This is a genomic window from Bradyrhizobium sp. BTAi1 (genome assembly GCF_000015165.1).
GTDB lineage: Bacteria > Pseudomonadota > Alphaproteobacteria > Rhizobiales > Xanthobacteraceae > Bradyrhizobium > Bradyrhizobium denitrificans.
Window position 1 is genome coordinate 4,026,305 of record NC_009485.1, and the last position, 19,670, is coordinate 4,045,974.

Annotated in this window: 22 protein-coding genes and 1 pseudogene; 11 read left to right on the top strand and 12 right to left on the bottom strand. The window is 64.8% G+C overall.

The window, feature by feature from the left end; translation table 11 throughout:
• Positions 1-30: 30 nt before the first annotated feature.
• The gene (locus tag BBTA_RS18005) at positions 31-1,518 is read left to right on the top strand and encodes an aldehyde dehydrogenase family protein (protein ID WP_041751497.1); all 1,488 of its coding nucleotides are present in this window, start codon (positions 31-33) and stop codon (positions 1,516-1,518) included.
• Positions 1,519-1,602: 84 nt separating this feature from the next.
• Here BBTA_RS18005 and BBTA_RS18010 read toward each other — a convergent pair whose 3' ends face one another.
• Complete coding sequence (locus BBTA_RS18010) at positions 1,603-2,433, bottom strand: molybdenum storage protein subunit alpha (protein ID WP_012043923.1); 831 nt, start codon at positions 2,431-2,433, stop codon at positions 1,603-1,605.
• Positions 2,434-2,446: 13 nt separating this feature from the next.
• Entirely contained in the window at positions 2,447-3,259 is an 813-nt protein-coding gene (locus BBTA_RS18015) for a uridine monophosphate kinase (protein WP_012043924.1), read from the bottom strand.
• Between the two features lie 136 nt (positions 3,260-3,395).
• Between BBTA_RS18015 and BBTA_RS40110 the strand changes: the two genes are divergently transcribed.
• Complete coding sequence (locus BBTA_RS40110; protein WP_148221467.1) at positions 3,396-3,596, top strand: hypothetical protein; 201 nt, start codon at positions 3,396-3,398, stop codon at positions 3,594-3,596.
• A 35-nt stretch (positions 3,597-3,631) separates the two neighbouring features.
• Here BBTA_RS40110 and BBTA_RS18020 read toward each other — a convergent pair whose 3' ends face one another.
• Together BBTA_RS18020 and BBTA_RS18025 are read right to left on the bottom strand one after the other, a co-directional pair.
• Entirely contained in the window at positions 3,632-4,195 is a 564-nt protein-coding gene (locus tag BBTA_RS18020) for a DUF2478 domain-containing protein (protein WP_012043925.1), read from the bottom strand.
• Between the two features lie 66 nt (positions 4,196-4,261).
• Entirely contained in the window at positions 4,262-5,674 is a 1,413-nt protein-coding gene (locus BBTA_RS18025; protein WP_012043926.1) for an aldehyde dehydrogenase family protein, read from the bottom strand.
• A 166-nt stretch (positions 5,675-5,840) separates the two neighbouring features.
• Here BBTA_RS18025 and BBTA_RS18030 point away from each other — a divergent pair, with 166 nt between their 5' ends.
• From BBTA_RS18030 to BBTA_RS18035, 3 genes and pseudogenes are all read left to right on the top strand, one after another.
• Positions 5,841-6,221, top strand: a complete 381-nt coding sequence (locus BBTA_RS18030) for a hypothetical protein (RefSeq protein ID WP_012043927.1) — start codon at positions 5,841-5,843, stop codon at positions 6,219-6,221.
• A 256-nt stretch (positions 6,222-6,477) separates the two neighbouring features.
• Positions 6,478-6,561 (top strand): annotated as a pseudogene (locus tag BBTA_RS41810) (hypothetical protein); the annotation flags it as partial.
• On the top strand, positions 6,555-6,977 hold the full coding sequence (locus BBTA_RS18035) for a globin family protein (protein ID WP_012043928.1): 423 nt from the start codon (positions 6,555-6,557) through the stop codon (positions 6,975-6,977). The pseudogene BBTA_RS41810 and the gene BBTA_RS18035, both read left to right, overlap by 7 nt.
• Positions 6,978-7,045: 68 nt before the next feature.
• Here BBTA_RS18035 and ppx read toward each other — a convergent pair whose 3' ends face one another.
• The 4 genes from ppx to BBTA_RS18055 all read right to left on the bottom strand — a co-directional run bounded on the left by ppx (position 7,046) and on the right by BBTA_RS18055 (position 12,202).
• On the bottom strand, positions 7,046-8,545 hold the full coding sequence (gene ppx / locus BBTA_RS18040) for an exopolyphosphatase (RefSeq protein WP_012043929.1): 1,500 nt from the start codon (positions 8,543-8,545) through the stop codon (positions 7,046-7,048).
• Between the two features lie 27 nt (positions 8,546-8,572).
• Complete coding sequence (locus BBTA_RS18045) at positions 8,573-10,768, bottom strand: RNA degradosome polyphosphate kinase (RefSeq protein WP_012043930.1); 2,196 nt, start codon at positions 10,766-10,768, stop codon at positions 8,573-8,575.
• A gap of 141 nt (positions 10,769-10,909) precedes the next feature.
• The gene (locus tag BBTA_RS18050) at positions 10,910-11,596 is read right to left on the bottom strand and encodes a DnaA ATPase domain-containing protein (protein WP_012043931.1); all 687 of its coding nucleotides are present in this window, start codon (positions 11,594-11,596) and stop codon (positions 10,910-10,912) included.
• Between the two features lie 51 nt (positions 11,597-11,647).
• Positions 11,648-12,202 carry a CDP-alcohol phosphatidyltransferase family protein gene (locus BBTA_RS18055; protein ID WP_012043932.1) on the bottom strand — a complete coding sequence of 185 codons (555 nt, stop codon included), beginning with the start codon at positions 12,200-12,202 and terminating at the stop codon, positions 11,648-11,650.
• A 157-nt stretch (positions 12,203-12,359) separates the two neighbouring features.
• On the opposite strand from BBTA_RS18055, the gene purM reads away from it, so the two are divergent.
• Complete coding sequence (gene purM, locus BBTA_RS18060; protein ID WP_012043933.1) at positions 12,360-13,433, top strand: phosphoribosylformylglycinamidine cyclo-ligase; 1,074 nt, start codon at positions 12,360-12,362, stop codon at positions 13,431-13,433.
• A gap of 13 nt (positions 13,434-13,446) precedes the next feature.
• Positions 13,447-14,109, top strand: a complete 663-nt coding sequence (gene purN / locus BBTA_RS18065; protein ID WP_012043934.1) for a phosphoribosylglycinamide formyltransferase — start codon at positions 13,447-13,449, stop codon at positions 14,107-14,109.
• 141 nt (positions 14,110-14,250) lie between these two features.
• Here purN and BBTA_RS18070 read toward each other — a convergent pair whose 3' ends face one another.
• Both BBTA_RS18070 and BBTA_RS18075 read right to left on the bottom strand, forming a co-directional pair.
• The gene (locus tag BBTA_RS18070; protein WP_012043935.1) at positions 14,251-14,460 is read right to left on the bottom strand and encodes a cold-shock protein; all 210 of its coding nucleotides are present in this window, start codon (positions 14,458-14,460) and stop codon (positions 14,251-14,253) included.
• Positions 14,461-15,004: 544 nt separating this feature from the next.
• The gene (locus tag BBTA_RS18075; RefSeq protein WP_012043936.1) at positions 15,005-16,048 is read right to left on the bottom strand and encodes a LysR family transcriptional regulator; all 1,044 of its coding nucleotides are present in this window, start codon (positions 16,046-16,048) and stop codon (positions 15,005-15,007) included.
• A gap of 55 nt (positions 16,049-16,103) precedes the next feature.
• Between BBTA_RS18075 and BBTA_RS18080 the strand changes: the two genes are divergently transcribed.
• Genes BBTA_RS18080 through BBTA_RS18090 form a run of 3 tightly spaced genes read left to right on the top strand, consistent with a single transcriptional unit; the run spans position 16,104 to position 17,936 of the window.
• Positions 16,104-16,745 carry a hypothetical protein gene (locus tag BBTA_RS18080; RefSeq protein WP_041750739.1) on the top strand — a complete coding sequence of 214 codons (642 nt, stop codon included), beginning with the start codon at positions 16,104-16,106 and terminating at the stop codon, positions 16,743-16,745.
• Positions 16,732-17,358, top strand: coding sequence for a GNAT family N-acetyltransferase (locus tag BBTA_RS18085; protein ID WP_012043938.1), 627 nt, complete (start codon positions 16,732-16,734; stop codon positions 17,356-17,358). Before BBTA_RS18080 ends, BBTA_RS18085 begins: the two co-directional genes overlap by 14 nt.
• Positions 17,355-17,936 (top strand): isochorismatase family protein, encoded by a 582-nt coding sequence (locus tag BBTA_RS18090; RefSeq protein WP_012043939.1) that lies wholly within the window; start codon positions 17,355-17,357, stop codon positions 17,934-17,936. The genes BBTA_RS18085 and BBTA_RS18090 overlap by 4 nt, the downstream gene beginning before the upstream one ends.
• A gap of 17 nt (positions 17,937-17,953) precedes the next feature.
• On the opposite strand, the gene BBTA_RS40765 is transcribed toward BBTA_RS18090, so the two are convergent.
• Complete coding sequence (locus tag BBTA_RS40765; protein ID WP_012043940.1) at positions 17,954-18,130, bottom strand: hypothetical protein; 177 nt, start codon at positions 18,128-18,130, stop codon at positions 17,954-17,956.
• A 28-nt stretch (positions 18,131-18,158) separates the two neighbouring features.
• Here BBTA_RS40765 and BBTA_RS40770 point away from each other — a divergent pair, with 28 nt between their 5' ends.
• Complete coding sequence (locus BBTA_RS40770; protein WP_012043941.1) at positions 18,159-18,326, top strand: hypothetical protein; 168 nt, start codon at positions 18,159-18,161, stop codon at positions 18,324-18,326.
• 83 nt (positions 18,327-18,409) lie between these two features.
• Here the strand turns inward: BBTA_RS40770 and rnd are convergent, their stop codons facing one another.
• Entirely contained in the window at positions 18,410-19,564 is a 1,155-nt protein-coding gene (gene rnd, locus BBTA_RS18100; RefSeq protein WP_012043942.1) for a ribonuclease D, read from the bottom strand.
• Positions 19,565-19,670: the final 106 nt, after the last annotated feature.

Sequence of the window (19,670 nt, forward strand, 5' to 3'; positions counted from 1 at the left end):
CGTTGGCATACAACAAGCGGAGGAAATATGATGTCCATTGCATATGAGTACGAGCGCAGCTCCGCGCTATCGTCGGATCTGACGAAGCCGCTGCAACTTCTGATCGGCGGACGGCACGTTCCGTCGGTCTCGGGGCGCACCTTCACGACGCTCAATCCCGCCACGGAGCAACCGCTCGCGACCATTGCCGAGGGCAATGCCGAGGATGTCGATCTTGCCGTCGCAGCCGCGCGGCGTGCCTTCGAAGGTCCTTGGCGCACGATGCGTGCGGCCGAGCGCGGCGCGATCCTGCTCAAATGGGCGCAGCTGGTGCGTGATCGGTCCGCTGAGATCGTCGAGCTGGAAAGCCTGGACGCCGGCAAGCCGGTGTCGGCGATCCTGCGCCAGGATCTTCCTGCGGCGATCGACACGCTGACCTACTACGCCGGCTGGGCCGACAAGATCAGCGGCGAGGTTGTCTCCACCCGCGACGATGCCCTGACCTATACGGTGCGCGAGCCGGTCGGCGTGGTCGCCGCGATCGTGCCCTGGAACTTTCCTTTGATGATCGGGATGTGGAAGCTTGCCCCGGCACTGGCCTGCGGTTGCACGGTGGTGATGAAACCGGCCGAGCTGACCTCGCTGTCCGCGCTGCGCATCGCTGAGCTGGCACTCGAAGCCGGTCTGCCACCGGGCGTTCTCAACATCGTGACCGGACCCGGGCGCATCGTCGGCGAGGCGCTGGTCAACCATCCCGATGTCGACAAAGTGACGTTCACCGGCTCGCCCGGCGTTGGCCGCGGCATCATGAAGGCGGCCGCCGGCAACTTCAAACGGGTGTCGCTCGAGCTCGGCGGCAAGTCCGCCAACATCATCTTCGATGATGCGAATATCGAGGCGGCGGCCAAAGCTGCGGCCAGCGGCATCTTCTTCAACGCCGGGCAGGTTTGCTCCGCGGGCTCCCGCGTGCTGGTGCAGGAGCGCGCCTATGACGAGGTCGTCGAACGCCTGACCGCGCGGGCACGCGCGTTGCGGATCGGAGATCCGCTCGATCGCGCGACCTCGCTCGGTCCGGTGATCTCCGAGCGGCAGATGAAGACGATCCTCGACTATGTCGACATCGGCCGACGCGAGGGCGCCACGCTCGTGACCGGGGGCGAGCGCGCCGCGGCGCGGGGCTATTTCATCAGCCCGGCGGTGTTTGCCGGCGTCACGCATGAGATGCGGATCTCGCAGGAGGAGATCTTCGGTCCTGTGGTCAGCGTGATCAAGTTCAAGGACGAGGCCGATGCGCTGCGCATGGCGAACGGCACCGCCTACAGCTTGGCGGCCGGCGTCTGGAGCCGCGACCTGGGGCGCGTACAGCGCTTCGCCAAGCGGCTGCGCGCCGGCACGGTGTGGATCAACACCTATGGCTACACCGACGTCCGGTTGCCCTGGGGCGGCGACCGCGACTCCGGTCTCGGCCGCGAGCACGGCACGGCGGCATTGGACAATTTCACCGAGCCGAAGGCGGTGTGGATGAACCTCGCAGTGTGAGGTTGCGAGATCCATCTGCGAGCAGGGCCGCGATGTCGCACTCGCGGCCCTGCAAGGGGCGTCGTTCAGTCGATCTTTGTCGTCTTAGTCCATTGCGCCCGTCGTGATGATCGAGCCGACGTGATGGCCGCGCAACGCTGCCGTGAGCCGTCCGGGAACCAATCCGTTGATGAGCTGGATGCGCGTCAGGTGGCGGGCATTGGCCATCACCTCGACCAGCGTGCGGTCGAACGGCAGCGTGCCCTCCTGCTTGGCAAGCGCATCGAAGCTGGTGCGGTCCAGCAGTTTCGCCTGAGCTGCGTCCGGCCCCTTCGGGTCTGCGGTGTAGACGCCATCCACATCCTCGACGATGGTCAGGCCGGCAGCGCCGAGCGCGTCGGCGATCAGGAAGGCGCCGGTGTCGGCCCGATGCGGTGGGATGCGCGAGGTCGGGAATTCATGGTGGTGATAGGGCGGAAAGGCGCTGCCGACCACGGCGCGCGCGGCGGTGAGATGGATCGCGAGCTGGTTGGCGATGGTCGGATGTTCGATATAGGAGACACCTTCCGACGCCAGCAGCGCGGCCAGGATATGGCCGTTCTGGCCGGCTTCGCTGGCTGCCAGCGGCGCGAGCGAGCCGACCGGCAGGCCGAGATCGAGGCCGACGCCATACAGGTGGCGGGCGCGGATGCCGGCGCCGGTCAGGATCAGCAGGCGGTGCTCGGGCAGCAGCGTCTTGATCTCCTCAACCAGGGGCAGGATCGCCTCTGCGCCGCGGTCCATGATCGCGCGGCCGCCGATCTTGATGACCTGCAGCCACGGCAGCAGCGCGATCGGGCGCTTGCCGGCCACGGGACGGGTGAGCTTGTTGTCGAGCAGTGTCTGGCGCGCGAGCGGCGAGGCGACGTGCTTGATGGTGTTGGCGGTCTCAGCCATGGATATGGGCCTCTCAGCTCGCAGTGATGATCGTGCCGACATGCTCGCCGGCGAGCGCGCGGGTCAGATTGCCGGGCACGAGGCCGTTGACGACCTGGACCTCGCGGACATGGCGTGAGGCTTCGAGCAGATCGAGCATCGGAAACTCCAGGATGGAGTCGGCGAGACCCTTGGCCTTCATCTCGGCGACCGAGATCTTCGGAATGAAGGTGGCGTTCTTCTCGGTCTTCGGATTGGCGGTATAGAGGCCGTTTTCGTCCTTCACATAGATCATCGCCTTGCAGCCGAACTGCTCGGCGACCAGGAAGCAGCCGGCGTCGGTGCGGTAGGGCGGGATCACGCCGTCGGCGGCGGGGCGCATCCACAGGCCGTAGGGTGGCATGCCGCTGAAGACGACGGCGTTCACTTCGGCAAGATACAGCGGCACGGCGGACAGGCCGGCGCCGTCGACCGCCGAGATGCCGTGCTTGGCGAGCAACTGTCCCAGCATCGCCGCGTTCTGATCGGCGACCGAGGCGCCGAGCTGCGACAGCACGCCGGCGGGCAGGTTGAGGCCGGCGGCGATCGAATAGAGGTGGCGAGCGCGCGTCCCGGCGCCGGTCCCGATCAGCATCTTGTGCGCCTTGCGGGCGGCTACGATCTCCTCAACCAGCGGATAGACGGCGGCGCGCCCGCGGTCGATCATGCTCTGGCCGCCGATCTTGATCACATTGGCGTCAGGAAGGATGCGGAAATCAATTGCCGTCTCCGCCGCCGCGATCAATTGGGCGTCGGTCAGCGAGCGCTGCATCAGCAGCGTCTCGAGCTCGGCCGTCGTGCTTGCCATCGAACAGGATCCCTTATGCTTGTCGACATCCGTCAGCGCGCCGGCATGCCACCGCCGCCGCCCGTTGTGGGCTCCTGAACGTTTCCTGGAGGGGAGGGCCGGGAGCTCAAGCCCCGGCCTCGATCGCGTGCTGTCCATGGACGACGCGATCCTTTGTGGCGTCGGCCGCTCGCTTGGCTGCCAACACGCGGCGAAAATGATCGCTCCGGTTCCGGACGTCAACCGCGATCAGAGCAATTCTTTTGATGTTTCAATGAGCTATATCGTTATTGATACAGCTTTGGTGGGTCCCGAAGCCGCCCCCATCGCGGCTGCTCGAATATTGAGCAGGTCGTGAACGGCGCGTGCGAGCGCCCTCGCGTCGGTGCCAAGCTATTTCAGCATCTCGCAGATCGTTGGGCGGACATCATCGAACCCTGGGTAACGCCGCGACACGGTTTGCCACCAAGCATTCAACGCACGATGCGTGCAGGGCAGTCGCACACTCATGCCGTGCGCGAACCGGATCCATTCCACAAATCGGAAGCTTGGGACCGCGATCACGACAGGGATATCTGATGCCAGTGCCTGCTCGATCAGGAAGGTGAGGCCTTTGCCTTCGCTTTCCTGACGGCCGAAGCGGTTGATGATGAGAAGATCGGCGCCGTCGCTGAGGGCGTTCGCGACCTCGGCACCAGCCTGCAGCAGCTGGCCGACATCGAGCCGGCGGCCGCTCGCATGATGTCCAAGTTGCAGCAGCAGGGGACGCTCGACACCGTTGTGCACCAGCATCGCTGCGATGCCGTCAGCGTCGACGGCGTGTCGGACCTGTTGGATCAGGCCGACGGCGCGAACGCCGCGGGCCTGCAGGCTCTGCGCGAAATTGCGCAGCACAGTGTCAGGGTCGTCGCCGCGGTCATAGACCACGGCAGCGAGATCGCATTCGGCATCGAACATTGCGCGCTCCGAATGGCAATGGAGATCGACGAGGCCGCGGCTGTTGTCCCGCGGCCTCGCGGTGGCTCAGGCGGCGACGCCGGGTCCGTTGATGATCTGCAGCTGGGTGAATTCGGCGAGGCCTTCCTCGGCGAATTCGGTGCCGATGCCGGATTGCTTGGCGCCGCCGAACGGGATGTGCGGCGCCATGTCGAGATGCTTGTTGATCCATACCGTGCCGGCCTCGATCCGCGTGGCGATCTCGTGGGCGCGTTTCGGATCTGACGACCACACCGAGGCGCCGAGCCCGTAGCTGGAAGCATTGGCGCGGCGGATCACGTCGTCGGAATCGGAGTATTTGATCACGGGCAGCACCGGTCCGAACTGCTCCTCGTCGACCAGCTTGGAGCCTTCCGCGATGTCGCGCACGATGGTCGGCGCGATGAAATAGCCGGGGCGGTCCATCGCCGCGCCGCCGGCGATCACCTTGCCGTTCTTGTGCGCGTCGTCGAGAAACGCCTTCACCTTCTCGTACTGCATCTTGTTCTGCAGCGGTCCGAGCTTGGTGCCCTGCTTGGAGCCGTCATCGACGACCGTGCTCTTGGCGATCGCGACCAGCTCGTCGCAAATCTCGTCATAGACGCTTTCATGGACATAGAGCCGCTTGATCGCGAGGCACACCTGGCCTGAGTTCTGGAAGGCGCCGTCGAAGATGCCGGGCGCGACCGTCTTCGGATCGACGTCGTCGAGCACGATGCCGGCGTCGTTGCCGCCCAGCTCGAGCGTGATGCGCTTCAAGGTCTGGGCGGCGCTCGCCATCACCTTCTGGCCGGTGGCGGTCGAGCCCGTGAACGAGATCTTTCGGATGTCCGGATGCTTCGTCATGGGATCGCCGAGATCGTTGGCGTCAGCGATCACGTTGAGCACGCCGGCGGGGAGCACATCCTTGACCAGCTCGGCGAAGCGCAGCGTCGATAGCGGCGTCGTCGGCGCCGGCTTGACCACCAGCGTGTTGCCGGCGAGCAGGGCAGGTGGCAGCTTGAAGCCGAGGATCAGCAGCGGGAAGTTCCAGGGGATGATGGCGCCGACCACGCCCAGGGGGCGCCGATAGGCTTCGACCTGCCGGTCGCCCGAACGCTCCAGCACCCGCATCGGCAGATCCAGTGACGCCAGATAGCGGAAGAAGCCGGCCATGCCGAGCACCTCGCCGGTGGCGTCGGCGAGCGGCTTGCCTTGTTCGCTGGTCAAGATCCGGGCGAGGTCGTTGGCATGGGCCTCGATGATGTCCGCCATCTTGCCGATCAGGCGGCGGCGTTCCGTGATCGGGGTGGCGGCCCAGGCCGGAAAGGCGGCCTTGGCGGCGGCCACCGCCGCGTCGAGCTGGTCCTTGGATGCTCGCGGACAATCGGTCAGCACCTCCTCGGTCGCGGGATTGATGACCGGCATGGTCGTCTCGCCCGGCACCAACGCCCCGCCGATCAGAAGATGATAGTCACTCATGGCATGCCTCTCCCTGCAATATGTGACGCTTCGGTCACGTTATATACAAAGCTATATCACGCAAAATACAGCAGCGCCATCGTTAGATGGCCGTGGGGCAGGTAGACGCTGCTCCGTTTTCGATATATTCATGCGGGAATAACGGTGAATTGAAGCGGAGCGCGTGATGCAATTGCGGGCGAAGGCGCTGACCTGTTGCGAGGTGGTGGATGACGGCGAGACGATCTCGCTCGGCTTCGAGGACGCCGCAGGTCAGCCGATCGCGCTCAGCCTCTCGGTCAGCCAGGCCGGTGCGCTGATCATGACCCTGCCGGGCCTTCTCGAAATGGCACTGCGCGCGCGCTATGGCGATCAGGCGCTGCGCTATGCCTATCCGCTGGCATCCTGGACCATCGAGCAATCCACCGACGCCGCCCAGCGCATCATGACGCTCGCCACCGCCGACGGCTTCAGCGTCCGCTTCGCGATCCCGACGGCCGAGCAGAACGTGCTCGGCGAGGCGCTGCTGGCGCAGTACCCGACGCTCATGGCTGTCCGGCCCAATTGAAGCGGTCGGGCGACCGGGTGTGGTTTGGGCCGCAGGGCCGACGGCCTGAGCTTGTCAGTATTATGATCTTGACCAGCACCCGCCGGCCCGCGGCGATGTGCTCACGGCGGCTGCGGCACGGTGCCGCGCTCTGGGAGCGCGGGGGTGGATGACCACCCTCGTCCTCCACAGCATGATCCGGAAAAGTGGAAACCGGTCGTCCGACAGGATCATGATGCGTTTCCGTGGAAGCGCATCATGATCTGGACTTGAACCGCTTGCGGCCTCCGCGATACCACAACATCGTATGTTATTTGCCGCCCGGGATAGGGCTTTTCGAAGTTGGACTCGTGAATGTTGACCGCCGAGGAGATTGCCTGCGTCAGGTCGTCGTTCGACATGGTGTTTGCCAATGCCACGGACATGACCACGACATTCTATCAGCGGCTTTTCGAACTGGCGCCGGAATGCCGCTCGATGTTTCCCGACAACATGGATGTGCTGAAGCGGGACTTCATCGCTACGCTGGCGGTGCTCGTCGGCAGCCTCGATCGGATGACCGGTTTGCTGTCGAGCACCGACATCCTCGGCCGCAACCATGCGCGCTACGGTGTCAGGCCTGAGCATTATCCGCTGGTCGGCGAGGCCCTGCTGTGGAGCCTCGCCAAGGGTCTCGGACCGCAATGGACGGCGGAAGTGGAGCAGGCCTGGCGCAAGGTCTACGAGATCATCTCCCAGCGTATGATCGCGATTTCAGCCGGCCCTCGTCTGCCTTGAACCGATCGGGCCAGCGGCACGCGCGCCGGATCCGTGGCATCCGTTGCAACGTCCGGCCGACGTGGCCGTCAGCTCAGCACCACCGAGCCTGAGCGTCCGAGCAGCCGGGCGAGCTGCTTGAAGCGGCCGCCGACGCGGTCGGCGACGAGATCCACCATCTGATGCTCGAACACCAGCATCAGCTTGCGATCCTGGGTGCGGAAATGGGTCGCCGGCAGCACGCCCGGACGGGCCGCGGAGACCAGATGGGCGACGCGGAAGGCGGTGCCGAGCAGACGGGCGCGGTCGATCGCGGCGGGGCTCAGCTGTTCCGTCAGGGCCGGCGGCGCGGCTTCGTCGCGCAGGCCCTCGTAGCGGAAGAACACCGAGAGCGCGACGAAGATGCGGCCGTCATGGCTGATCGATCCGAAATTGCCGTTGAGGATGATGCCGTAGGTCTGCTCGCCGCGGTGGTCCGGATGCATGCGCCAGCCGATGTCGGACAACAGGCAGGCGGCGTGACGCAGCCGGCGCTCCTCCTCGGTCTCGCGAAGATGGACCACCCGGAACAGGCGGTCGGTCCAGTCGATCAGCTCGCGGGCATGCTGGGCCGAGCGTGACAGCAGCTCGTTCAGTCCCTGGGCGGCGCAGAGCAGACCGTCCTTGGCCCGCTCGATATCCGGCAGCTTGGAGTAGAGCAGGCCCTCGCGCACCCCGAACGTGGAGAAGACCACCATCTTCGGTTTCGCGACCCGGATGATGTGTTCCAGCACCAGCGCGGCATAAGCGAGCAGCGGCCGGCGTGCTTCGGCGACCACTTCGATGTCGGCCAGCATGTCGGCGGCGACGAGACGGCGCAGCCGCCGGACAAAGGCCAGGGCCTCCACGGCCGGAATCGCGTAGCCATGCATGACCCCGAGCGGATAGCCGCTCTGGAGGATGTGGATCCGGGCCAGCGCGCGCCAGGTGCCCCCGACCGCGTAGAAGGTGCGGTTCTCGCCGGCCAAAAGCTGCGGCAGGTCGGTCAGCGCATCGCTTGCGATCCGCTGCGCCTTCTTCAGCGATTTCTCCGCGAGATCCTGCAGCGCCAGGCTGCCGAGCGGCAGGGTCACGCCGCTGCGCACCTGGTGGCCGCGCACGTCGATCAGCTCCAGCGAGCCGCCGCCGAGATCGCCGACGATGCCGTCAGGCTTGTGGATCCCCGAGATCACGCCGAGTGCGGAGTAACGCGCCTCTTCGGGGCCCGTCAGGATCTGGATCTCCGCGCCGCAGATCTTCTCGGCCTTGGCGATGAAGTCAGGGCCGTTGGAGGCATCGCGGCAGGCCGCCGTGGCAATGGCGTGGATACGCCCGACCTTCTGGACCTTGCACAGCGCCCGGAAACGCCGCAGCGCGGTCAGCGCCTTCTCGACGGCATCGGCGGCGAGCAGGCCCGTGGTCTGCACCTCGCGTCCGAGCCCGCACAGCGCCTTCTCGTTGAAGACCGTGACGAGGCTGCGTTCCATCGCCTGGTAGACGACGAGACGGACCGAGTTCGAGCCGATGTCGATGACGCCAACGCTTGCGGCCCTGGCAGCGGGCCGTTTCACCGGGACGTCCTCTGATGACAGGAGCCGTTACGACGGGTTGCGTTCGTTCCGGCGCGTGAGGCGACGCGGTGATGATTCCTTGAGCGACTTTCCACGGCCGGACAGACTCGGATTCGTCATGAAGTAATTGTGCAGGTTGAACGGCTCTTCGCCCTTCGCCGCCTTCATACGCGTTGACGACCCGTCCGGCAACAATTGCCAGCTTTGCTCGGTGTCCTTCAGGTTCGCGACCATGATCTGCTCGAGAACCTGCTGATGCACCGTCGGATTTTGCAGCGGACACAGCACCTCGACGCGACGGTCGAGATTGCGCGGCATCATGTCGGCCGAGGAGATGTACACGGCGGCCTTGGCGCTCGGCAGGCCCTGGCCCATACCAAAGCAGTAGATGCGGCCATGCTCCAGGAAGCGGCCGATCACCGATTTGACCCGGATGTTCTCGGACAGCCCGGGCAGGCCCGGGCGCAGGCAGCAGATTCCGCGCACGATCAGGTCGATCGAGACGCCGGCCTGCGACGCTTCATAGAGCGCGTCGATGATGTCGGGATCGACCAGCGAGTTCATCTTCATCCAGATCACGGCCGGCTTGCCCTGGCGCGCGAAACTGGTCTCGCCGTGGATGTGCTCGATCATGCGCTTGCGAAGCGTGAGCGGCGACACCGCCATCTTCTCGATGTCGATCGGCTCGGCATAGCCCGTGATATAGTTGAAGACCCGTGTCACGTCGCGGCCGATCACCGGATCGGAGGTGAAGTAGGAGAGGTCGGTGTAGATGCGGGCGGTGACCGGGTGATAGTTGCCGGTCCCGGTATGCACATAGGTCGTCAGGCCGCCGCCCTCGCGGCGCACGACCATCGACAGCTTGGCATGGGTCTTCAGCTGCAGGAAGCCGTACACGACCTGCACGCCCGCGCGCTCGAGATCGCGCGCCCAGCGGATATTGGCTTCCTCGTCGAAACGGGCCTTCAGCTCGACCAGCGCCGTCACCGATTTGCCGGCCTCGGCGGCCTCGGCGAGCGCGCGCACGATCGGCGAATTGTTCGAGGTGCGGTACAGCGTCTGCTTGATTGCGACCACGTCGGGGTCGCGGGCCGCCTGCTGCAGGAACTGCACGACGACGTCGAACGACTCGTAGGGGTGATGGACGATCAGGTCCTTCTGCCGGATCGCGGCGAAGATGTCGCCGCCATGGTCGCGGACGCGCTCGGGATGCCGCGGCACATAGGGCGCGAATTCGAGGTCCGGCCGGTCGACACGCGTCAGCTGCGACAGCTCATTCATCGCCAGCACGCCGTCGACGACAAACACTTCGTCGTCGGTGGTCGACAGCGCGTCCTGCACGAAGGCACGCAGCTCCTCCGGCATGTTGGCCTCGATCTCGAGCCGGATCACCGAGCCACGGCGGCGGCGCTTGAGCGCGGTCTCGAATAGCCGCACCAGGTCCTCGGCCTCTTCCTCGATTTCGATCTCGCTGTCGCGGATGATCCGGAAGGCGCCCTGGCCCTTGACGGTGTAGCCGGGAAACAGCCGGCCGATGAACAGGCTCGTGGCCTGTTCAAGCGTGATCAGGCGGATCACGCCATCCTTGCTGCCGGGGAAGCGGATGAAGCGATCGATCTTGCCGGGCATGCGGATCAGCGCATTCATCGGCCTGCCGTCGGAGGTGCGCATCAGCTGCAGCGCGACGGTGAAGCCGAGACTCGGAATGAACGGGAACGGATGCGCCGGATCGATCGCGAGTGGCGTGAGCAGCGGGAAGATGCTGGCGAGGAAATGGTCCTCGATCCAGGCGCGCTCGCTCTTGGTGACGTCCTGGCCGTCGACCAGCACGATGCCGAGCTCGGCGAGGAACTTGCGCAGGTCGCGCCAGATCGCCTGCTGGTCGATCGCGAGCTGCGACACGCTTTCGTTGATGACCTTGAGCTGCTCCAGCGGCGTCAGGCCGTCCGGGCTGCGCTCGGCGATGCCCTCGCGCACCTGGGCCCGAATACCGGCAACGCGGACCATGAAGAATTCATCAAGGTTGTTGGCGGAAATCGACAGGAACCGCACCCGCTCCAGCGCCGGATGGCGCGGGTTGACCGATTCCTCCAGGACCCGGCGGTTGAAATGCAGCCAGGAGAGTTCTCGATTGATGAAGCGCTCGGGGCTGGATGCGATCTCGGCCGGAGGCGAGGAAACCGGATCTTTTTCTTGAATTTCAATCGCTTGTTCGGTGTCCATCGGAAAATCGTTCCATCGCCGGCAACGGCGTCAAATCAGTCCTGCGTAGCGGCGGACCGTAGACTAAACTAAATGACCAGGGGATGACGTTCCCGGCACCATTGAGGTTCCCCGGCGCCTCTCCGTCAAGATGGCAGGCGGTCACATGCCTTCGGAGGGCCGGAGCAGTTCGGCCGCGAGCGCCCGGGTGACGGGGCGTCCAAGCCGCAACGATTCATTGTCCAGCAGGGCGACCGTCTGACGGGCGGCGGCATAGGATCGCTCGATCCGGGTGGCGAGATAGCTCACCACGGCTTCGTCGATGGTCAACTGCCGGTCCGCGGCCAGCTTGACGATCAGGGCCCGAAACAGCTGGTCGTCGGGTGGCAGCAGTGTCACCACTGGACAGGCGCGCAGGCGCGACCGGAGGTCGCTGAGCGCGACCGGCATGGTCGCGGGGGCCTCGCGCGCCGTGATCAGGATGTAGGCCTCGTCCTGCCGTGCCAGATTCAGCAGGTGGAACAGCGCGCGCTCGTCGAAAGCGGTGGGGCTGAGGTCCTCCAGCACCAGCGCGCCGGTGGCCAGCGCGCGGGGGACGGCGGCGATGTCGAGAGCCTGGGCTGAGAGCGAGCGGGCTCCGGACTGCTCGGCCCAGATCGCGGCGAGATGGCTCTTGCCGGACCCGTCCGGTCCGACCAGGAACATGGTGCGCGCCGGCCATTCCGGCCAGGCATCGACCAGCGCCAGTCCTGCCGCGTTGCCGGCGCCTTCGAGGAAGTTGTCCCGCGTCAGACTTTCCGCGTGCGGCAGCGCGAAGGCCAATTGACGGGGGGGAAGATGGCCGACCAAGTTTGACGTGCTCCGTATCGTGCGCAGGGGCCTTGCGGGAGGCCAAGCCACTCATCGCACTTCGATGGTGCTCATGTGGCGCACCCATTCGACCAGGTAAAGCCCGACGGATACGAGGGTAAAGATCGTGACCAGGGTCATCAGCAGAATATCGTAGGGCTTCGGCTCGAAGCCGAAGCTGAGCGAGGCCAGCACCAGCGCGGCAAAGGCGACCTGCGCCGCTGTGTTCAGCTTCGACACCATCAGCGGCCGCATTGCGACCGGGCGGTCGAATAGCCAGGACACAATCACCGCGGCGACGATCATGATGTCGCGCGAGACCACCAGGATCACGATCCAGCGCGGGATCGCGCCCCAGATGCCGAGCGTCACGAAAATCGAGACCAGAAGCGCCTTGTCGGCAAGCGGATCGAGGAGGGCGCCGAGTTCGGATCGCAGGTTGAAGCGCCGGGCGAGAAAGCCGTCGACCGCGTCGCTTACGCCGGCGACGACGAAGACCAGGAACGCGATTTCGGTCTCGCCGGCGGCGATCGCCCAGACGACGATCGGAACCAGCAGGATTCGGCCGAGCGTAATCAGATTGGGGATACTGTGAGGGATGGTCACGCAGCAGGTCCCGACGATAACTCGATCAACATTCAACCCGATTCCGAAGCGGGGCGAACCGGTCCAGTTCCTAGATAGTGTGGGGACGAGCCCCTTGCGAGCCATTGCGCGCGGCCGGATTCCGACGTAACCAGCGGTCAGATTAGGGGTTTTTACCATGACCGAGCGCAAGAACGGGCTCACTTATGCAGATTCGGGCGTCGATATCGATGCCGGCAATCGTCTGGTCGATCTGATCAAGCCGATGGTGCGCGCGACGGCCCGTGCGGGCGCGGATGCCGAGATCGGCGGGTTTGGCGGCCTGTTCGACCTCAAGGCCGCCGGCTTCAAGGATCCGGTCCTGGTGGCCGCCACCGATGGCGTCGGTACCAAGGTCAAGATCGCGATCGAGACCGGTCTGCATTCCGGGATCGGCATCGATCTGGTGGCAATGTCGGTCAACGATCTCGTGGTGCAGGGCGCCGAGCCGCTGTTCTTCCTCGACTACTTCGCCTGCGGCAAGCTCGACCCGGAGGCGACCGCGTCGATCGTGGCCGGCATCGCCGAGGGCTGCCGCGAGTCGGGTTGTGCGCTGATCGGGGGCGAGACGGCGGAAATGCCGGGCCTCTACAAGGATGGCGACTATGACCTCGCGGGGTTCGCGGTCGGCGCGGCCGAGCGTGGCACCCTGCTGCCGTCGGCCGATATCGCCGCGGGCGATTTGGTGCTCGGCCTCGCATCGTCAGGCGTGCACTCCAACGGCTATTCGCTGGTGCGCAAGATCGTCGCGCAATCGGGCCTCGGCTTCGAGGCGCCGGCGCCCTTCGCACCGGTGATGACGCTCGGCGGTGCACTGCTGACGCCGACGCGCCTTTACGTGAAATCCTGCCTGCGGGCGATCCGCGAGACCGGCGCGGTGAAGGGGCTGGCGCATATCACCGGCGGCGGCTTTACCGACAACATCCCGCGCGTGCTGCCGAAGGATCTGGGCGTGTCGATCGATCTCGCCCGTCTTCCCGTGCTGCCGGTGTTCAAATGGCTGGCGGCGCAGGGCGGCATTGCCGAGCTCGAGCTGCTGCGCACCTTCAACTGCGGCATCGGCATGATCGCGATTGTCAAGGCCGAGGCGGTTGATGCGGTCAAAGCGGTGCTGACCGAGAGCGGGGAGCATGTCGCGCTGCTCGGCGAGGTCGTTCCTGCGGTTGGGGATCAGCGCGTGATCTACAACGGCGCCCTCGATCTGTCGCTGTGAGACGAGCACGCCAATGAAGCGCCGCGTCGCCATCCTGATCTCCGGTCGCGGCTCGAACATGGCCGCGTTGATCCGTGCCGCCGCGGAGCCGGACTTTCCGGCCGAGATCGCGGTCGTGATCTCCAACCGGGTCGATGCGGCCGGCCTGCAGAAGGCGGCTGCGAGCGGCATCGCCGTCGAAATCATCGAGAGCAAGCCGTTCGGCAAGGATCGCGCCGGCTTCGAAGCCAAGCTGCAGCAGGCGCTCGACGCCCGCGGCATCGAGATCATCTGTCTTGCCGGCTTCATGCGGCTGTTCACCGCCGCGTTCGTCCAGCGCTGGTATGGCCGGATGCTCAACATCCATCCCTCGCTGCTGCCGTCCTTCCCCGGCCTCGATCCGCATGGTCAGGCGCTGCGCGCCGGCGTGAAGCTCTCGGGCGCGACGGTGCATTTCGTCATTCCGGAAACGGATGCGGGGCCGATCGTCATGCAGGGCGCGGTCGTCGTCAAGGATGACGACACGCCGGAGACCCTGTCGGAGCGAATTCTCGGCGTTGAGCACCGCATCTATCCCGACGCGCTGCAACTGTTGGCGAAAGGTCTCGTGCGGCTCGAGGGCGATCTGTGTAGGACATCGACCGTGGAGCAGGCGGAGCAATCGCTGATCTGGCCGCAGGTCTCCGCCGCGCGCTGAGGCGGCGGCCGGCGAAAAAAATCCCCGGCAAGGCCGGGGAACATCAAGGCTGACCAAGTCCGATCATCTGCTTCGGCGAGGGGCGCGACGCTTGCGGGGTTGCATCAAAGCGTGCGCGATGGTCTCCCGCCGGGAGCATTCTTACGAGAGCTTGAGGTTCTCGGCCGATGTCTTGCCGCGGCTCTCCACGAGATCATATTCGATCGCCTGGTTCTCGTTGAGCGTCGTCAGTCCGGCCCGCTCGACGGCCGAGATGTGAACGAACACATCCTTGTCTCCGCCTGCCGGCTTGATGAACCCATAGCCCTTGGTCGGGTTGAACCATTTCACGCTGCCTTTGTAGCTCGGCATCGGTGTCTCCTCCGTCTAGACGAAAAAAAGACGCGGCCACGCTCGCGCGTGCCACGCCACAATACGGGCTTCCCGAAGTCTGCTGAATTTCAGATGTCACGAAACGCACAGTCGAACGGCCAGATCCGATTGCGCTGGGGATTGCAACACGATTTTTAGTCGATATCAAGTTCGTGGGACCGGCGGGAACGCGTCGCGACGTCGCGTCTCGCCAGCCCTCTCGTTGGTGCATGAAACCGCCGCGGAACCGGCATTTTCGTGCCGGCTGCGGGCCCGGCGGGTGTCAGCAGCCGGGAACTGGGACGGCCGAGCCCGCCGAACGAAGGATATCTGCTGCTCTCGCCGGGCCGGGCGGCCATGCGGTGGTCGTACCGGCCGATCACGCCCCCGCGCATGGAACGCTCATGCCGTCGGTCCGGCGGAACCCGCACGTTTGCACCCCGGCCAACGTCTCGGGCAGCTGAGCGGGGGGGGGGGCGGGTCACCCGGTGGCTTGGGCGGCCCGGAGTGTGCCGAGATCGAGCCTCGGCTGCAGCGCAGCGTCCTAGATCGGCCTGGGGGCGATGTAGTTGTGAAAGCCCGCGGTCTCCCGCGTCTGCTCCATCATCGGAACGAGGTGGAGCGGATGGATGAACTCGTCGCGAAAGCAGGCGTGGATCTTCGGATCAAAGATGCGCTTCAGCCATTCGATGACGATCTTGTGTCGTTCCGACGTACGAAATTCCTTATGATAGGTCAGCCACAGATCCATGTGGTAGTTGATGCCGAGATCGACAGGCACCAGCGGTGCCCCGAGCGCGACCGCCGATGTCGGCAGGAAGCCGATGCCTGCGCCGCGCTCCACCGCGTAGAGAACCGCCACGCTCGAATTGGTGGAGATGCCGACGATGCCATCGAGCGAGTCGAGGCCGAGAATTCGCGCATAGCCGGTCTCGTCCAGCTGCACGCCATGCTGCTTGATGATGCGGTGATTGCGGAGATCGGCAAGCGAGGTCGGCAAGCCATACGCGTCACGATAGGCCTCGGATACGAAGCCGTGGATGTGAAGCCGGCCGAGCTTGCTGACGATCACGTCGGGATTTGTCGGGCGCGCGAACTGGATCGAGACGTCCGCTTCGAGGCGCGACACGTCAGCCTGCTCCATCGCACAACTGAGTTCGACAGTAATCCGCCGATAGGTCTTCTGGAAATCGATCAGTCTTGGCAGGATCCAGAAATTGCCAGGGCCTTCAGTCACGGCGACGCGGACCGAGCCCTGGCTGTCTGTGGCGAGCGAGGCGCGGCGGAAGATGTTGAAGCTCAGGCGCTCCATCTGCTCGACATCGAACAACAGCGACCGTCCTTCATCGCTCAGCGACAGGCCCGACTGATCGCGGATGAAGACCTTGAATCCGAGCTCTTCCTCGAGCCGGTCGATCTTGCGCATGAGGGTGGTGCCGGTCAGTCCTAGAACTTCCGCCGCATTTCTGAAGCTCTGATGCCGTGCGCAAAGGAGAAATGCTCTTAAATCTTCCCACGACGCATTAAGGTTTTCGTCAGATTTCCGGCGCTGCGTAGATGCAGCACCCCGATGCAAATGTTGCCGCATACACTCCAGCCCCGACAAGTATGATGACGTCATCAAAGCCAAGCTGGAAACATAGATGCAGAACCCCCGCTTCGGAAGCACGGAATCTACGCGAAGACACCAGCTTGACATGTTGCCGCGGACGGATCTCGTCGCGGCGCGCCCTGTCACGCCGGATCGGCTCGGCGAGCTCGCGGCGTTGGCAAGGCGGGAAATTCCAGGCGTTCGTGCCTCCGAGCAGGATCTGGCGGAATTCCTGCGGCACGACCCGAACTCGATCTTCGTCCTGTGCCGAGGCCGCAATCTGCTCGGCGGCATCGCCTTTCTCTATTTGAACTGCGCCGGCCTCGATGCGCTCCTCTTGGATGAGTTCAGCTTGTACGATCCGCCGCGCAAATATCTTGCGCGGCCCGATGAGGATGTTGCTGCTATCTATGTCTGGGCGCTTGTTGCGCAAGGACGAGGAGCCGTCGGCCTGGGCAACGTTGCTGATATCCTGCGGGGACCGCGATTCCGCGCTGCTGACTACTATGCGCAGCCGTCGAGCTCGGATGGGCGCGCGTTCCTGGGCGCGCTGGGCTTTACGCCTGTTCCCAGCTTTCAGCCGGATCTCTGGTGGTACCAGCGACCGTGGAATCGATTGCACCAGGTAATTGCGCCGTCGTTGCAGTTGGTCGAAACTTTCTCAGAAAGGGGTGCAGCGGATGCACGATATTAGTTCGAGCAAGCTGGAGCGGAATCCGAAATCGCGCGCCATCTCGGTCCGTATTGCACGTGATGCAAACGATCTCATGTTGGTGACGGCGATCCGTTCGGCGGTCTATCTGGCCGAGCAGGATTGTCCGATGGAAGAAGAGTTCGATGGCAACGACCTCGTCGCCGCGCATTTCCTCGGCTTCGTCGGCAATGAGCCGGCCGGTTGCGTGCGCGTGCGCTTCTTCGGTGAGTTCGCCAAGGTCGAGCGGCTGGCTGTTCGCCATCAGCACCGGCGGTCGCGCCTGTCGTTCAAGCTGGTGCGGGAAGCGCTGGATTATTGCCGGCGCAAGGGCTTCAAGAAGGCCTATGGCCATGCTCAGGATCGTCTAGTGGACTTCTGGGCGCATTTCGGCGCAAAGCCGCTCGGTCACAACCGCAAGCTCACCTTCTCGGATTTTTCCTACACGGAAATGGTGGTGGATCTCGCGCCCTGCGAAGATGCGATCACGCTCGACAGCGATCCCTATCTGATCATCCGTCCGGAGGGGGATTGGGATCGGCCGGGCGTGCTCGATCTCTCGGCCGGCCGGCCGGCGTCCTCGCCCTTGCGCGATCTTGCCGCCGCGGGGCGATGATGTCGTACCGAGACCCGCTCGGTGAGTCCGCAACGGACCCGCCGGTTCTGGTGTGTGCCGATCTGCAGTGCGAGTATCTCGCCGAAGGGCGCAAGCATCTGATTGCCGACGGCGACCTGATCATGTCGCGCTGTCGGCAGTTGATTGCGTTGTGGCGCGGCAATCTATGGCCGGTGCTTCACCTCAAGCGGATTGCGCAGGCCGCCTGGTTCAATCCGGCTTCCAATCTGACGAATTGGCTTCCTGAGGTCAGGCCGACGCCTGGCGAACTGACGTTCGAGCATCCGCTGCCATCGGCCTACAGCTCGGCGCGGTTTGCCGAGTACATGTCGAACATGCGCGGCATCCGCTGCGTGCTGCTTGGCTTCTCGCTGGACGAGACGATCCTCTCGACAGTTGTGGAAGGCTTCCATCGCAGCCACCGTTATCAGGTGATCGAGGACGCCGTGGCCTGCCGCCTGGCATGTGACGGCGATGTCGCCGCCTACAAGCTGGTTGTCACCCGGGTGATCAGCAACTTCGCCGGCGTGCTCGACAGCGCCGACCTGACAAGATCCTGCGGCCGTCTCGCGGTGTGATCCCGGGGGCGGGGACGTTACCCGCCGGCCAGCCTTTCGGCCAGTTCGATCACCATGCGGCGGTCTGACGGGGCGGTGAGCTTGTCGAAGGCGACGACGAGCCTGAGGGCTTCCGCAACATGTAAATCCACCGGATTTTCGCTGAGAAGCCGCAGCAACTTCTGTCGCGGCGGCTCGCAATCGTCTTTGCTCACACGGCAGCTCCAGCAACGAGAATCGGACATGACCCGAGAGGAAGAGCTCAAAGAGCTGGCGAGCAGCCTTCGGGCGGCCCTCGACAGGGCACGCCGACTCAACCTGCCGACCAGCGCCTACATCCTGTCGATGGCCCTGGTTGAGGTATCCCAGACAATCGAGGCAGAGTTGAGGGGACGGGCCGACCCCGAATGATCGATTCCAATGCACCGTGGCTGGGTGCATCGTTTCCTGCAATAAACTGGATCAACGTCCGGGCAAGCTGCGACGCCGCCGGCTCATGGGATCAGGCGATCGACCCGGATCACGCGGCCCTTGTCGATGGCGAGCGCGAGCTTGCCATGCTTCAGCGCCAAGGCGGCCTCGCCGAACAGCTCGCGGCGCCAGCCCTGCAGCGCGGCAACGTCGGCCTGATCGTCGGCGGCAATCTGTTCGAGGTCGTCGACGGTCGCGATCACCTTGCTCGCCACCGCATGACGCTCCGAGGTCATGCGCAGCAGCACCTTGAGCAGCTCGACGATCGCGGCGCCGTTGGCGTTGTTGCGTGGCTTCTCCAGCTTCGGCAGCGCCGCGAGATCGCGGGCCAGGCCGCGCTGTACCGCCGCGACGATGTCGGAGCCCCATTTCGAGCGTTCGAATCCCTTGGGCAGCGAGCGCAGATTGCCGAGCTTCTCGATCGAGGTCGGGGCATGCGTGGCGATGTCGCCGACGGCATCGTCCTTGAGCACGCGGCTGCGCGGCACGTCTCGGCTCTGCGCCTCCTGCTCGCGCCAGGCTGCGACCTCCATCAGCACGGCTAGCTCTTTCGGCTTGCGCACGCGCGTCTTCAGCCGTTCCCAGGCGCGTTCGGGGTGGAAGTCGTAGGTCCTGGGCGAGGTCAGAATTTCCATCTCCTCGCTGACCCAGTCGCTGCGGCCGCGCTTCTTGAGGTCGGCATCGAGCGCTGCGAACACGTCGCGCAGATGGGTGACGTCAGCCTCGGCGTAGTGCACCTGTTCCTTGGAAAGCGGGCGCCGTGACCAGTCGGTGAAGCGATGGGTCTTGTCGGGCCGGTGGCCGGTGATGCGTTCGACCAGCTGGTCGTAGGCAATGCTGTCGCCATATCCCAGCACCATCGCGGCGACCTGGGTGTCGAAGATCGGATGCGGAACGATGTTGGCGCGGTGCCAGATGATCTCGATGTCCTGCCGGGCGGCGTGGAAGACCTTCAGGACTTTCTCATTGGCCATCAGCTCGAAGAACGACGTCAGATCGATGCCCTCGGCCAGGGCGTCGATCACCAGGGCCTCGTCGGGGCTTGCCATCTGCACGACGCAGAGCAGAGGATAGTAGGTGGTTTCCCGCAGGAACTCGGTATCGACGGTGATGACCGGGTGTTGGGCGAGGCGGGCGCAGGCGGCTGAAAGATCCGCAGTGGTGGTGATCAAGTCCATGAACGATCCATGACGAGGCACTTACGCCGTCGTCCGAAAGCGCTGACAAGTCAAGGGTGTCGGCAAAGGGTACGGGACGAAATTCATCTCCGCTTGTCGGCCCAAT